Origin of the sequence: Actinopolymorpha pittospori (assembly GCF_014873875.1) — a bacterium.
Classification (GTDB): domain Bacteria; phylum Actinomycetota; class Actinomycetes; order Propionibacteriales; family Actinopolymorphaceae; genus Actinopolymorpha; species Actinopolymorpha pittospori.
In genome coordinates, this window is the sequence record NZ_JADBEM010000001.1 from 5,765,727 (window position 1) to 5,779,053 (window position 13,327).

General features: G+C 66.9%; 13 protein-coding genes. 5 read left to right on the forward strand and 8 right to left on the reverse strand.

All coding sequences use genetic code 11. The features are described 5' to 3' along the window. Positions 1-126: 126 nt before the first annotated feature. The 3 genes from lepA to HEB94_RS26960 all read left to right on the forward strand — a co-directional run bounded on the left by lepA (position 127) and on the right by HEB94_RS26960 (position 3,967). Entirely contained in the window at positions 127-1,938 is a 1,812-nt protein-coding gene (gene lepA / locus HEB94_RS26955; RefSeq protein WP_192756689.1) for a translation elongation factor 4, read from the forward strand. A 182-nt stretch (positions 1,939-2,120) separates the two neighbouring features. After that, positions 2,121-2,621 carry an AMP-binding protein gene (locus HEB94_RS52740; RefSeq protein ID WP_273376486.1) on the forward strand — a complete coding sequence of 167 codons (501 nt, stop codon included), beginning with the start codon at positions 2,121-2,123 and terminating at the stop codon, positions 2,619-2,621. Further along, a complete protein-coding gene (locus tag HEB94_RS26960; RefSeq protein WP_273376489.1) occupies positions 2,618-3,967 on the forward strand; it encodes an AMP-dependent synthetase/ligase in 1,350 nt (449 codons plus the stop codon). Before HEB94_RS52740 ends, HEB94_RS26960 begins: the two co-directional genes overlap by 4 nt. A gap of 92 nt (positions 3,968-4,059) precedes the next feature. Here the strand turns inward: HEB94_RS26960 and HEB94_RS26965 are convergent, their stop codons facing one another. From HEB94_RS26965 to HEB94_RS26975, 3 genes are read right to left on the reverse strand one after another with little or no spacing between them, the layout of a single operon-like run. Further along, the gene (locus HEB94_RS26965; RefSeq protein WP_192752490.1) at positions 4,060-5,466 is read right to left on the reverse strand and encodes a purine-cytosine permease family protein; all 1,407 of its coding nucleotides are present in this window, start codon (positions 5,464-5,466) and stop codon (positions 4,060-4,062) included. Between the two features lie 24 nt (positions 5,467-5,490). Next, entirely contained in the window at positions 5,491-5,643 is a 153-nt protein-coding gene (locus tag HEB94_RS26970; protein ID WP_192752491.1) for a hypothetical protein, read from the reverse strand. 21 nt (positions 5,644-5,664) lie between these two features. After that, positions 5,665-6,321: a cysteine hydrolase family protein gene (locus HEB94_RS26975; RefSeq protein WP_192752492.1), complete on the reverse strand. Its 657-nt coding sequence runs from the start codon at positions 6,319-6,321 to the stop codon at positions 5,665-5,667. A gap of 289 nt (positions 6,322-6,610) precedes the next feature. On the opposite strand from HEB94_RS26975, the gene hemW reads away from it, so the two are divergent. Beyond that, a complete protein-coding gene (gene hemW / locus HEB94_RS26980) occupies positions 6,611-7,867 on the forward strand; it encodes a radical SAM family heme chaperone HemW (protein ID WP_192752493.1) in 1,257 nt (418 codons plus the stop codon). Positions 7,868-7,876: 9 nt separating this feature from the next. On the opposite strand, the gene HEB94_RS51125 is transcribed toward hemW, so the two are convergent. The 5 genes from HEB94_RS51125 to HEB94_RS27005 form a co-directional block, all read right to left on the reverse strand. Continuing rightward, a complete protein-coding gene (locus HEB94_RS51125) occupies positions 7,877-8,551 on the reverse strand; it encodes a DUF4870 domain-containing protein (RefSeq protein ID WP_238361632.1) in 675 nt (224 codons plus the stop codon). Positions 8,552-8,646: 95 nt separating this feature from the next. Further along, complete coding sequence (locus tag HEB94_RS26990; protein WP_192752494.1) at positions 8,647-9,513, reverse strand: DUF3097 domain-containing protein; 867 nt, start codon at positions 9,511-9,513, stop codon at positions 8,647-8,649. A gap of 97 nt (positions 9,514-9,610) precedes the next feature. Next, positions 9,611-9,916, reverse strand: coding sequence for a hypothetical protein (locus HEB94_RS26995; protein ID WP_192752495.1), 306 nt, complete (start codon positions 9,914-9,916; stop codon positions 9,611-9,613). A gap of 575 nt (positions 9,917-10,491) precedes the next feature. Further along, positions 10,492-11,079, reverse strand: a complete 588-nt coding sequence (locus HEB94_RS27000) for a DUF6318 family protein (RefSeq protein WP_192752496.1) — start codon at positions 11,077-11,079, stop codon at positions 10,492-10,494. Positions 11,080-11,213: 134 nt separating this feature from the next. Continuing rightward, complete coding sequence (locus HEB94_RS27005) at positions 11,214-12,110, reverse strand: MBL fold metallo-hydrolase (protein WP_192752497.1); 897 nt, start codon at positions 12,108-12,110, stop codon at positions 11,214-11,216. A gap of 176 nt (positions 12,111-12,286) precedes the next feature. Here HEB94_RS27005 and hrcA point away from each other — a divergent pair, with 176 nt between their 5' ends. Beyond that, positions 12,287-13,306, forward strand: a complete 1,020-nt coding sequence (gene hrcA, locus HEB94_RS27010; protein ID WP_192752498.1) for a heat-inducible transcriptional repressor HrcA — start codon at positions 12,287-12,289, stop codon at positions 13,304-13,306. Positions 13,307-13,327 lie beyond the last annotated feature (21 nt).

Here is a 13,327-nt window from a genome sequence, read left to right on the forward strand (position 1 = left end):
AGATCGGTCAGCAGATCAGGTAGCGCCAGCGCGTGGGATGATGAACCACGTTCCCCCACCGAAGCGAATGGACCGTCCGTGCCCGTACCAGCGTCCGTGCCGCAGCCCGGCCAGACCGATCCGGCGATGATCCGGAACTTCTGCATCATCGCCCACATCGATCACGGCAAGTCGACGCTCGCCGACCGCATGCTCCAGCTCACCGGAGTGGTCGACGAGCGGGCGATGCGTGCGCAGTACCTCGACCGGATGGACATCGAGCGCGAGCGCGGCATCACCATCAAGAGCCAGGCCGTACGCCTGCCGTTCGAGGCGACCGCCGGCGCGGGTGCAGGTTCGGCCTACATCCTCAACCTCATCGACACTCCGGGTCACGTCGACTTCACCTACGAGGTGTCGCGTTCGCTGGCGGCGTGTGAGGGCGCGATCCTGCTGGTGGACGCCGCGCAGGGAATCGAGGCGCAGACCCTCGCCAACCTCTACCTCGCGCTCGACGCCGACCTGCACATCATCCCGGTGCTCAACAAGATCGACCTGCCGTCCGCGCAGCCGGAGAAGTACGCCGCGGAGCTCGCCCGGATCATCGGCTGCGAGGAGAGCGACGTGCTGCGGGTCTCCGCCAAGACCGGCGAGGGCGTGGAGCACCTCCTCAACGAGATCATCGCGCAGGTCCCACCACCCGAGGGCGATCCCGACGCGGCGCCGCGGGCGCTGATCTTCGACTCCGTCTACGACACCTACCGCGGCGTCGTCACCTACATCCGCGTCGTCGACGGCAACATCGGCAACCGGCAGCGGGTGCTCATGATGTCGACGAAGGCTTCCCACGAAACGCTCGAGGTCGGGGTCATCTCGCCCGAGCCCGCCCGGTCCGACTCGCTCGGCGTCGGTGAGGTCGGCTACATCATCACCGGCGTCAAGGAGGTCCGGCAGTCACGCGTCGGTGACACCGTGACGCTCTCCGCAAACGCCGCCACCGTCCCACTCGCCGGCTACCGCCATCCCAACCCGATGGTCTACGCCGGTCTCTATCCACTCGACGGCGACGACTACCCCGACCTGCGCGAGGCACTCGACAAGCTACAGCTCAACGACGCCGCGCTGCTGTACGAGCCGGAGACCTCCGGTGCGCTCGGGTTCGGGTTCCGCTGCGGATTCCTCGGACTGCTGCACATGGAGATCGTCCGCGAGCGCCTGGAGCGGGAGTTCAACCTCGACCTCATCTCCACCGCGCCCAACGTCGTCTACCGCGTGGTGATGGAGGACGCCAGCGAGGTCGTCGTCACCAACCCGAGTGAGTTCCCGCACGGCAAGATCGCCGAGGTGTACGAGCCTGTCGTACGCGCCACGATCCTGACCCCGGCCGACTTCATCGGCGCGGTGATGGAGCTGTGCCAGTCCCGGCGCGGACAGCTGCAGGGCATGGACTACCTGTCCGAGGATCGCGTCGAGATGCGCTACACGCTGCCGCTCGCGGAGATCGTCTTCGACTTCTTCGACGCGCTGAAGAGCCGCACCCGCGGGTACGCCTCCCTCGACTACGAACCCACCGGCGAACAGGTCGCCGACCTCGTGAAGGTCGACATCCTGCTCCACGGCGACCCCGTCGACGCGTTCAGCGCGATCGTGCACAAGGACAAGGCCTATTCCTACGGCGTCTCGATGGCGCAGAAGCTCAAGGAGCTCATTCCTCGGCAGCAGTTCGAGGTGCCCATCCAGGCCGCCATCGGCTCGCGGATCATCGCCCGGGAAAGCATCCGCGCCATCCGTAAGGACGTCCTCGCCAAGTGCTACGGCGGTGACATCACCCGAAAGCGCAAGCTGCTCGAGAAGCAGAAGGAAGGTAAGAAGCGGATGAAGATGGTCGGCCGCGTCGAGGTGCCGCAGGAGGCGTTCATCGCCGCGTTGTCGACCACCGAGGCAAGTGGGAAGAAGTAGCCCGCCCGGCCCTGCCCCTGCCGGCGACCAGCATCGGTCCAGTCGCTACCGCCACACAGGCGGAAAGAGGGCATTGTCCCGTCCTGCCTGCGCGAATGACTTCACACTCATTACGGTAGAAGTTGGGCCGGTGTTTACCGGCCGTCGCCGTTGGCTGTAGCTCCTTGAGGTGGAGGCTCGCGATGTCCAGTGACCTGATCTGGGGTACCTACCCCGGACCCGACCCGTCGAAGGTCGACGACCGCGCGTCCACGGTTGCCCAGCTGATCCTCGACCGGTTCGCCGCGACTCCGGAGGAGGAGGCGTTCCGCCGCCCCGTCGACGGTGGCTGGGCGTCCACGACCTGGCGGGAGACCGGTGAGCACGTACGCAAGCTCGCCGCGGGCCTGATCTCCCTCGGCATCCAGCCGGAGGAACGAGTCGCCATCGCCTCCAGCACCCGCTACGAGTGGGTGCTGGCCGACCTCGCGGTCATGTGTGCGGGTGGCGCCACCACCACGATCTACCCCACGACCACCTCCTCCGAGGTGAGCTACATCCTGGGCGACTCGCACAGCCGGATCGTCTTCGCCGAGGACGACGAGCAGCTCAAGAAGATCCGCGAGCACCGCTCCGAGCTGCCCGAGATCATCGCGCTGGTGACCTTCGACGGCGTGTCACCGACGAGGCGGAGGGCGTCATGACGCTCGCCGGCCTCGAGGAGCGCGGCGCCGCCTACCTCGCCGAGCACCCCCACGCGATCGAGCAGGCGGTGGCGGCGATCCGCCCCGACAGCCTCGCGACCCTGATCTACACCTCCGGCACGACCGGGAAGCCCAAGGGTGTCCGGCTGACCCACGACTGCTGGACCTACGAGGCCGCGGCCATCGACGCCGTACGCATCCTCTTCCCGAGCGACCTGCAGTACCTCTGGCTTCCACTGGCCCACTCCTTCGGCAAGGTGTTGGTGACGGCCCAGCTGCAGATCGGGTTCGCCACCGCCATCGACGGCCGGGTCGACCGGATCATCGAGAACGTCGGCGTGGTGAAGCCGACCTTCATGGCGGCGGCGCCCCGGATCTTCGAGAAGGCCCACGGCCGGATCGTCTCCACCATCGAGCACGAGGGCGGTCCCAAGGCGGCGCTCTTCCGCTGGGCGACCGGCGTCGGCCGGAAGGTCTCGGAGCTGCGCCAGCAGGGCAAGGACGCGACCGGTGTCCTCGCCCTCCAGCACAAGGTCGCCGACCGGCTGGTGTTCGCCAAGATCCGCAACCGGTTCGGGGGCCGGCTGCGGTTCTTCGTCTCCGGCGCCGCCGCGCTCAGCCAGGATCTGGCCGAGTGGTTCCACGCGGCCGGGATCCTCATCGTCGAGGGTTACGGGCTCACCGAGACCAGCGCGGCGACCGCGGTGAACCTGCCCGGGCGGTTCCGGTTCGGAACGGTCGGCATGGTGTTCCCGGGCACGCAACTGCGGATCGCGCACGACGGTGAGCTGCTGGTCAAGGGGCCGGGCGTCATGAGCGGCTACCAGGGGATGCCCGAGCTGTCGGATGAGGTCCTCGATCCCGACGGCTGGTTCCACACCGGCGACATCGCCCAGATCGAAGACGGGATGCTTCGCATCACCGACCGGAAGAAGGACCTCTTCAAGACCTCCAACGGCAAGTACGTCGCGCCGCAGCTGATCGAGACGATGTTCAAGGCGATCTGCCCGTACTCCAGCCAGATGGTCCTGCACGGCGAGGGACGCACCTTCTGCTCGGCGTTGGTGACCCTCGATGCCGACGCGATGGAGTCCTGGGCGCGAGAGAACGGTCAGGGCGGCAAGACCTACGACGAGATCGTCACCTCCGAACCGGTCCGGGCCATGGTCCAGGGCTACATCGACCAGCTCAACGCCCGGCTCAACCGCTGGGAGACGATCAAGAAGTTCGCCATCCTGGATCACGACCTCACCGTCGACGACGGCGAGATGACCCCGAGCCTGAAGCTCAAGCGCAAGGTCGTCGAGAAGCGCTACGCCGACATCCTCAACAGCTTCTACGCCTGAGGCTGCTCCGCCTGATCGCGCGAGCGCGTTTCAGCGCGGAGCCCCGTGCCGGCCGGACTCGGTGGGTCGAGTCCCGGCCGGCCGTCCGTCGCCTACGTGCGGACCGGGGTGCCCGTGCGTTCTCCACCGGCCCGCCCTGACACCGGCCGATACCCGCCCATCGTGGAGGTCGCGAAGAACCCCTTCGCCACCACGTAGTACAGCAATCCCGAGATGATCATCGAGGGCAGCGTGGCGGAGGTGTACCGGAAAACGGATTCGCCGGCCGAGAAGGTCAGCAGGCTCATGCCGCTGAGCCATCCGCCGAGGAAGATCCAGACGGCCATGCCCACGACCATGCACCCGAAGGCGACGAGGTTGACGCCCCCGGTGTAGCGGTAGGCACCGTTCACGTCGTAGCACGCGCGCACGTCGATCTTCTGCTTCCGCAGGAAGAAGTAGTCGGTGAGGGCGACACCCCAGTAGGGGCCGGCGAGGAGCCCGACGAAGATCAGCAGGATGTTGAAGATCTCCTGGAGCGAGGTCGCGAAGACGAAGATGGCCGACGGGATCGTCACGATCACACACACCCAGCGGTAGTTCCACTTCGGGGCGACGCTCAGGATTCCCATGGACCCCGACCCGAGCAGATGCGTCACGGAGGTCACCGTGCCGAGGATGATGATCACGAGCGCCGCCAGCCCCAGGTCGAGCTGGTTCGACCACAACGCGGGGTCGGTCTGCCCGGTGGCCAATGTCGCCATTCCGCCAACCACGGCGAACAGGATGCCGGTGACCGCGAGACCGAGGTAGGTGCCCCAGAACCCGATCCGCTCCCTGCGGGCGAAACGGTTCCAGGAGCCGAGATAGGGAAACCAGGAGATGGCGAACGCGAAGATGATCTCGAAGGCGCTCATCCAGGACTGCGATCCGTTGCTGGGCGTCGTCGTGACCTTGGTCCAGTAGCCGCCGGTGACCAGCCGCACGACGATGTAGGCGACGAACGCCAACAGGATGGGCACGGTGATCTTCGAGAGTTGGAATGCGGCCTTCTGGCTGAACATGATGATGATCAGGGGAAGGACGATACCGACGACGAGCGCGTAGAGGGTGTAGTCGCCGCTGAAGGTCAGCCCGCCGGCGAGATTCTGGACGACGAGTTTCATCGCCGATCCAGCCAGGGAGGCGAGAATCCCGACCCAGCCGAAGTTCACACCTACGAGGACGACGACTCCATAGATCGAGCCGTGATAGCCGAACGTCGGGCGCAGCGACACCATCTCGTCGATGCCGTACCTCGCGCTGCGCTGCGAATCCCACGAGCAGAACGCGAGTGCGAACAAGTAGCCGGTGACGGTGATCACGAGCATCGGCCAGAACCCGAGACCGAGCGCGTACGAACTGCCCGAGACGAAGTTCGTCAACAACACGTTGCCGCCGGCCCAGAGCCAGAATATGGAGAGGAAGCCTGCGTGCCTTTCCTTGCGGGTGAGCGGGAGAACGGTTTCGCTAGTGGTCATATGAGAAGTTGTCCGAACGTCGGTTCAGCGTTGCACGTACCAGATGGTGGCGATCGCGAAGGGCAGGATCGCAGCCAGGATGAGCCAGAGTTGGTCGCGCGCGGTGACGTCGTGCGACTCCGCTGTCTCCGGCAGGGCCTGGGCGTGCTCGGTCTCGGTCTCGGTGGTTCTGCTCATGGGGGTCGGCTTCCTCTCGACTCAGCCGAGCTCGGCGAAGACGGGGTTGAGGGTCTCTGCCGTGAACTGGAGCTGGTCGGGGGCGCTGGACTGCCATGAGCGGTAGGTTTCGCCGCGCAGTTTCTTGACCATCTCGGCGGAGTCGAAGATCTCGATGTCGTAGACCCAGTTGGCCATCATGAGGATCGCGGCCTTGTGGGAGCCGCTGTTGGTCGCGGCGCTGATGTCCTTGACGAGATTGATCTGGTAATCCCGCGCGTAGCCGTCGAACACGGTGGTCATCAGGCAGCCGTCGGTCACGAAACCGCCGATGATCAGATGTTTGATGTCGAGGCTGCGCAGCATCAGGTCGAGCGAGGTCTCGTAGAAACCGCTCCACCGCTGCTTGTCGATGACGATGTCCTCGGGGTGCGGGGCCAACTCGTCGATCACCTGCATGTTCTCGGAGTCGGATCGGTAGTAGACGGGTCTGCCCTGCTCGTCCAGGACCTCCTTGTTCGGAAGCCCGATCGCGTCGACCCGTCCGATGTGCCGCGTGTAGATGACGCGGACGCCGGACTCCCGGCACGCGTCGATGAGCGGCACCGCTGCCGCGACAGCCCCGTCCACGTTCTCGATGCCGTACTTGCTCTCCTTCTGCATGTCGATGAGGACGAGAGCTGTTCTCGACAGATCCATGGATCTCCTTGCTCGGTGCGATGGGCGACCGCCGGACTCGGACCTGGTTCACCAACCCTTCACCCGGCCGTCATCGCTCAGATCAATGAGTTCGAGGGTAACGAGACCATCCCGTGACCTGTTGCATGGGTGTTGACCTGCGGTTTCGTGGAATGCCGGGCATCGGGTGGCAAAACGTGTGTGAGGCGGTACGTTCCGTCACCGAGTGACGTCGGACACGGCCGGGCAGGATCCGGCCCGGACGGCCCCGCGCGGGTGCTTGGTTGGAGCCTCGCAGCACAATGGAGCGGTGCCCTCGACCCTGCCTGACGGCGATCCCGTCCCGAGCGACGGCAGCCTGCCGCCGACCGCGCTCGTCGGCGTCGGAGAACGCCCGCTCGGGCTCTACGTGCACGTGCCGTTCTGTGTGACGCGGTGCGGCTACTGCGACTTCAACACCTACACGGCCGAGGAACTCGGCACGACTCCCGGCGCCTCCCGCGCGACGTACGCCGACGCCGCCATCGACGAACTCCGGATGGCTCGGCGCGTCCTCGGGCCGTCCGCCCCGCCGGTCGCGACGGTGTTCGTCGGCGGGGGTACACCGACGCTGCTGCCCCCGGAGGACCTGGGGCGGATCCTGAAAGCGGCCGAGTCGGAGTTCGGGCTCGCGCCCGACGTCGAGGTGACCACGGAGGCCAATCCCGAGAGCGTGGACCAGGCCTACCTCGACCGGTTGCGCGCGGAGGGTTTCAACCGGATCTCCTTCGGCATGCAGAGCGCCCGGCCCCACGTCCTCGCGACCCTGGAGCGCCGGCACACCCCGGGACGTCCGGAGCAGTGCGTGGCGCAGGCCCGCGCCGCCGGCTTCGAACACGTCAACCTCGACCTCATCTACGGGACGCCGGGAGAGTCCGACGACGACTGGCAAGCCAGCCTTGACGCGGCCGTCGGAGCCGAACCCGACCATGTGTCGGCGTACTCGCTGATCGTCGAGGACGGCACCCGGCTGGCCGCGCAGATCCGGCGCGGAGTGCTGACCGAAGCCGACGAGGACGTTCTCGCCGACCGTTACCTGCAGGCCGAGGAGACCCTTCGACGGGCGGGCCTGACGTGGTACGAGGTGTCCAACTGGGCGCGCGACGACGCGGCCCGGTGTCGGCACAACCTCCTGTACTGGACCGGTGCGAACTGGTGGGGCGTCGGGCCGGGCGCGCACAGCCACGTGGGCGGTGTGCGGTGGTGGAACGTCAAGCACCCCGCGGCCTACGCGGCCCGGCTGGCTGAGGGTGTGAGTCCCGCGCACGCTCGTGAGGTGCTCGACCTCGACACCCGCCGGGTGGAGCAGGTGATGTTGGAGCTTCGACTCGCCGGCGGCCTCGACGTCGGCGTCCTCGACGAACCCGGCCGGGCCGCCGCCCGGCACGCCGCCGCCGACGGCCTCCTCGAGCCCGCTCACCTCGCCGACGGACGCGCCGTCCTCACCCTGCGGGGGCGGCTGCTCGCGGACGCCGTCGTGCGCGACCTGCTCGGATGGGGCGTCCAGGAGGCGTCGGCGCGGTCATAGGGTTTGCGGTCACCGGAGGAAACGGATCGTGACCGGGTAGCGGTACCACTCGCCACGCCGGGCAGCGATGCTCGCCAGGATGACCAGGACGAGATACGCGATCCCGAGGAACGGCAGCAGGACCAGGCCGATGATCACGAACACGAGCAGGCCCGCGATGATCGCCGCGAGTAGGGCCGTCAGCTGGAAGTTCAGCGACTCGATGGCGTGGTGTCGGACGAACGGTGAGAGCTTTCCCTTGGAGAGCAGGACGATGAGCGGGCAGAGGAAGCCGAGCGCGACGTAGGCGGCGATGAAGCTTCCCAGGTGCGCGGCGAGGGCCCAGTTGCGTTCCTCCTCGACCCCCATGCGGCTGGGCGGGACTCCCGGTTGCTCGTCGCGGGGCCATGGAGAGCCGGAGGCGAAGCCCGGGTCGGGTGGGCCGTTGGGTGGCAGCGTGCCGGGGCCGTTGGGTGGCAGCGGACCGGTGGAGGGCATGGGACCGGGGGACTCGGGGATCGGGATGGTCCGATCCAGGTCGTCGGCGCCTGGTGGTTCGGCCGCCTCGGGTGGGTCTGGTCGACCGTCCGGGGGCTGGTCAGGCTCGTACGGAGTCGCGGGTGTGGGTTGGTCCGAACCGGACGGAGTCGAGGGCGAGGGCGGCGACCCGTTCTCCGGCCGGTCTTCCTCTGAGGATCCCGTCATACCCGCGCACCTACCCGTTCGCGGGAATCGGCTCACCCACGAACGGGCCGCCGGTCGCGACCACCAGTCCCGTCAGGGGATCGTGGAACGGACCTTCAGGACGCTCCGGGCGAGTCTCCCTCGGCGGTCACGAAGTCGATCAGCTGCTCGACTCTGCCCAGCAGTGTGGGTTCGAGGTCGCGGTAGTCGCGTACGACTCCGAGGATGCGCCGCCACGCCTGCGCGATGTCAGCCTGATCGGCGTGTGGCCAGCCAAGCGCCGCGCAGATGCCGTGCTTCCACGACGTTTCGCGTGGGATGTCGGGCCACTCCTCGAGCCCCACGCGTTCGGGCCGTACTGCCTGCCAGATGTCGATGTAGGGGTGGCCGACGACCAGGACGAGGCCGCCGTAGGGTCCGCGGGCGACCTCGGCCGCGATGCGGCTCTCCTTGCTGCCGGTGACGAGGTGGTCGACGAGAACGCCGAGCCGGCGGTTGGCGTCGGGGCGGAACTCCGCCACGACCGCTGCCAGGTCGTCCACCCCGGAGAGGTACTCGACGGCGACGCCTTCGATGCGTAGGTCGTCGCCCCAGACCTTCTCGATGAGTTCGGCGTCGTGGCGACCCTCGACGTAGATCCGGCTGGCCCGGGCGACCCGGGCGCGGGAGTTTCGAACGGCGATCGAGCCGGAGGCCGTTCGGGCTGGGCCCGTGGCGACGCTGACCTTGGGTCGGCGGACCGCCACCGGCTTGCCCTCCAGCAGGAAGCCGGGGCCGTACGGGTAGCTTCGACGCGCGCCGCGTCGATCCTCGAGGATCACCAGGTCTCGTTCGATGGCGACGATCGCCCCGCAGAAGCCGGTGGTGGCGTCTTCGAGGACCATGTCAGGCTCGGCGTCGACGTCCACGGAACGGCCACGCTTGGGTGCGCGCCAGTCGGTCTTGAGTACATCCTGCTCGTAGCGATCATGGGATCCCGCCATGGTCCCGGAGCGTAGCGGCTGATCTTCCTCGCTCGGCGATACGGCCACCTCGGCCCGGCGTGTCGACAAGGCCGAGCAAGTTCGGCCGAGCAGAGCCTCACCCGCTGAGTGCCGAGGTGGCTTCGACGACCTCGACGGGGAGCTCGTACGGACCCTGGGTGGCGGGTGTCGGGATGTCCCAAGGACCCTCCTCGCCGACCGTGAACGAACCCCACCAGCGGGTGTTCAGGATGACGGTCTGATGGTCCACCTCGGTGTAGGTGTGGGAAACCTCGTCGTCCGGATACGTGCTTCCAGGAATGTCGAAGCTCTCGGTGACACCCGGCGCGAAGGTCCAGGTCCACTCGCCCCTGGCCGTCACGGCGACCGTGAAGTTGAAGACGGGGACAGCGGTGCTGGGCATCTCCGCGGGCTGACCAGAGTCGAAAATAGTCGGAAGATTGACCAGTGCGCGTCCGTCGGGCGGCTGCATCGAAGGTCTTTGCTCGGGTACGTATGCGATCCACTGCCGCTGAATCTCACGGCCAACGTCGTCCACGGTCAACGGCTCCGACTCGTTTGGGCCAAGACATATGGATCCAGCCGGTACCCATGGGCCGGAGGATTCCCGGGTGAAGGCGTCAAACAGGTGCCCGTCGCTCGCGCCAGCCGGAGGTCCTGGGTTACAGGTCGCCACGCGGCGACAGATTTGTCGCCCGCCCATCGCGCACGCTCTCCTCAAGTACCACTGGATCGCGCTGTTGCCACTTCCGCTCGAGGCTTGCAGGAGCCGGCCGTTTCTCGAGAAGATGGCTGGACCGGTAAAACGTTCGCCCTCACCTCTTGGTGCCTTGGGAGGCTCCTTCGGGCATCTCGGGTCGCACCTGGCCTGCTGGGTGGTCTCATCGGTCACTTCGGCGTATGCAAGACCCGGGCTGATCGAGAGCAGTAGTCCGATAATTGAGAGTCCGATCAGACCGGCAGTTGATTTTGAATAGTTTATTCCAAGTCCAACTCTTCGACGAATAGCCATTTATCCCCGTCCCGTTGAAGAAGCGCCTGGGTGCCCCAGGTTTGGGAGCCGATGTTTCGGACAATCTTGTTGGTCTTGTCGATCTCTTTGAATCCCGTGTAGGTGAGGTCGTAGGTAGCGCTTGCTTTTGATTCTTCCTGGACTCCGTCGGTGACAAGTTTGAAGTTTCTGACAACGTATTCGCCGACGCCGGTGTAATGATTGCCGTCGGCCTTGGTGGATTCAATGCTTTCGATGTAGCGCTGGCAGGCTTCGCACAACGCTGGCGTGGAGTCGCGGAGTGGCTGTGTGTCCAAGGTCTTGTACGCGTTGTTCAGGGTCGCGTAGAACGTCTGTGTCGCGGCGAGCAGTTGGGCTTCGAGATCCTCGGTGGGTGTGACCGTGGGCGTGGGGGACGGGGTGGCCGACGGCGTCGCGGGCGCGGACGTGCTCGGCGGCGTGGTGTCGGCGACGACGTCAGGGGGTTCGGGAGTGTTGGCGCATCCGGCGAGCGTCAACACTCCGGCGGCCGCGAGGGCGAGTGCGACGCGGCCGAGGTGTGGCGTGTGGGTCATGGCTGTCATGGTGCCCGGAAGCGTAACCGGATTGCCACGTTCCGAGACGATCTAGATCCACAGGCCGGCTTCCTGTGGATAGCGCCCCAAATGGGCATCCCGCGATGCGGGAAGGCGCCGTACTGGTGGCGCGGTTACTGCGGCGGAATGAGGGGGAGCGAGGTCCGTCCGGTGCCCGGGGTCGCCGGCGCGTCGCGGAGTTCGCCGGATTCGCGCAGGTGCTGGTACCCACGGCGGATGGCCTCGACCAGTGCTTCCTTCGGGTACGGCCAGTCGTCCTCGGCCAGTGCGTCCTCCACCGACACGCCCTCGCCCGCGAGCCGCCGGATGGTGTCGGCCACCTCCCTGACCTCGCCGTGCATCCGGGCGACGAAGTCCTGGTCGACGACCGCGCCGTGGCCGGGTACGACCGTGGTCCGCGGTGCCACCAGACCGGACATCACCTCGAGGGTGCTCGGCCATTCCAGGGGGAAGGAGTCGTCGCCGTACGCCGGCGGGCCGGACTTTTCCACCAGGTCGCCCGCGTACACGACGTCCGCGTCCGGGACGCGGACCACCACGTCGCCCGGGGTGTGGCCGCGCCCGGGATGGACCAGCTCCACGAGCCGGTCGCCGAGATCGACCACCGCGACCGAGGCGAAGGTACGTGAAGGCGGAACGATCACGAGCTCGGCCATGTCGCGGGCCCACTCCGGGGACCGGCGCGCGAGTTCGGCGCGGACCTTGTCGCCGTGCTCGGCCAGCATGGCGGGCACCGTCTCGTGCCCGTAGACGGTCGCCTGGTCGAAGCGGGCGTTCCCGAAGCTGTGGTCGAAGTGCCAGTGGGTGTCGACGACCCAACGGACCGGCGCCTTCGACAGAGCCCCGAGATCCGCGAGGAGTTCGTCGGCCTCGCGCAGACTGCCTCGGGTGTCGACGACGAGCAGGCCGTCGGCGCCCACGACAACCCCCACGGTGAGGTCGAACGACGCGTACCGCCGGGCGAAACAGCCCGGCCCAACCTCAGACCAACCGGTCGTCTGGACATCCACGTCCACAGCATCGCATTCCCGCACCGAGCGCATCAGGCCGCTCTCGCCGTAGACTGGCACTCGAAGTCGGCGAGTGCCAGGTCATGATCTTTGCTCGCCTCTTGTGGGCTCACTGAGCGTGCTGGTGAGCTCACGGTCGCGTGACGTGGGGTACATCAGCGAGGGAGGAACGAGCCATGCTCGACGAACGAAAGTTGGCAGTCCTCCGCGCGATCGTCGAGGACTACGTTCACACCGAGGAGCCGGTCGGCTCGAAGGCCCTGGTGGACCGGCACAACCTGGGTGTTTCCTCGGCAACGGTGCGAAACGACATGGCGGCCCTCGAAGAGGAGGGCTACATCGCGCAGCCGCACACGAGCGCGGGACGGATCCCCACCGACAAGGGCTACCGCCTCTTCGTCGACCGGCTGACCACCATCAAGCCGATGACGGTGGCCGAGCGTCGGGCGATCTCGGCGTTCCTCGAAGGCGCCGTCGACCTGGACGATGTCGTCCACCGCACTGTCCGGCTGCTGGCACAGCTGACCCGGCAGGTGGCGGTGGTGCAGTACCCAACGCTGTCCCGGTCGGCCGTTCGCCATGTCGAGTTGGTCACCCTGTCGCCCACCCGGCTGCTCCTCGTCCTCATCACCAGCACCGGACGCGTCGAACAGCGCGTCGTCGACCTCGGCACCAACGTCGGCGACGACCTGCTGGGGGACATCCGGGCCCGACTCAACGCCGCGGTGTCGGGTCGACAGCTGTCCGAGGTCCAGTCGCTGGTGGTCGACCTGCCCACGAGCTTCGAGGCCACGGACCGCTCGGTCGTCGCCATGATCATCTCGTCGTTCCTCGAGACGGTCGTCGAACGCACCGAGGGTCGGATCGCGGTGAGTGGAACCGCCAACCTGATCCCGTTCGGCCAGGAGTTCCACACCTCACTCCGTCCGGTGCTCGAGGCACTGGAGGAGCAGGTCGTGCTGCTCCGCCTGATCGGGGAGGCGACCGGACCATCCGGCTTCACCGTCCGCATCGGCCACGAGAATCCCTACGTCGAACTGTCCACGGCCTCGGTTGTGGCGACAGGCTATGGTCCAGGGGACGAAGCCGTCGCCAACCTGGGTGTCGTCGGACCAACCCGTATGGACTATCCGGGCACGATGGGCGCGGTACGCGCGGTTGCCCGCTATGTCAGTCAGATCCTCGCAGGAGAATGATCCGAGGGAATGAGTCAGTGT

What these genes read in the sequence shown, in the direction of transcription:
- HEB94_RS26990 (WP_192752494.1), bottom strand. Translation starts at nt 9,513, where the DNA reads ATGGCGGGATCCCATGATCGCTACGAGCAGGATGTACTCAAGACCGAC.
- HEB94_RS51125 (WP_238361632.1), bottom strand. Translation starts at nt 8,551, where the DNA reads ATGACGGGATCCTCAGAGGAAGACCGGCCGGAGAACGGGTCGCCGCCC.
- HEB94_RS26970 (WP_192752491.1), bottom strand. Translation starts at nt 5,643, where the DNA reads ATGAGCAGAACCACCGAGACCGAGACCGAGCACGCCCAGGCCCTGCCG.
- lepA (WP_192756689.1), top strand. Translation starts at nt 127, where the DNA reads ATGATCCGGAACTTCTGCATCATCGCCCACATCGATCACGGCAAGTCG.
- HEB94_RS26965 (WP_192752490.1), bottom strand. Translation starts at nt 5,466, where the DNA reads ATGACCACTAGCGAAACCGTTCTCCCGCTCACCCGCAAGGAAAGGCAC.
- HEB94_RS26995 (WP_192752495.1), bottom strand. Translation starts at nt 9,916, where the DNA reads ATGCCCAGCACCGCTGTCCCCGTCTTCAACTTCACGGTCGCCGTGACG.
- HEB94_RS27000 (WP_192752496.1), bottom strand. Translation starts at nt 11,079, where the DNA reads ATGACCCACACGCCACACCTCGGCCGCGTCGCACTCGCCCTCGCGGCC.
- HEB94_RS26975 (WP_192752492.1), bottom strand. Translation starts at nt 6,321, where the DNA reads ATGGATCTGTCGAGAACAGCTCTCGTCCTCATCGACATGCAGAAGGAG.
- hrcA (WP_192752498.1), top strand. Translation starts at nt 12,287, where the DNA reads ATGCTCGACGAACGAAAGTTGGCAGTCCTCCGCGCGATCGTCGAGGAC.
- HEB94_RS52740 (WP_273376486.1), top strand. Translation starts at nt 2,121, where the DNA reads ATGTCCAGTGACCTGATCTGGGGTACCTACCCCGGACCCGACCCGTCG.
- HEB94_RS26960 (WP_273376489.1), top strand. Translation starts at nt 2,618, where the DNA reads ATGACGCTCGCCGGCCTCGAGGAGCGCGGCGCCGCCTACCTCGCCGAG.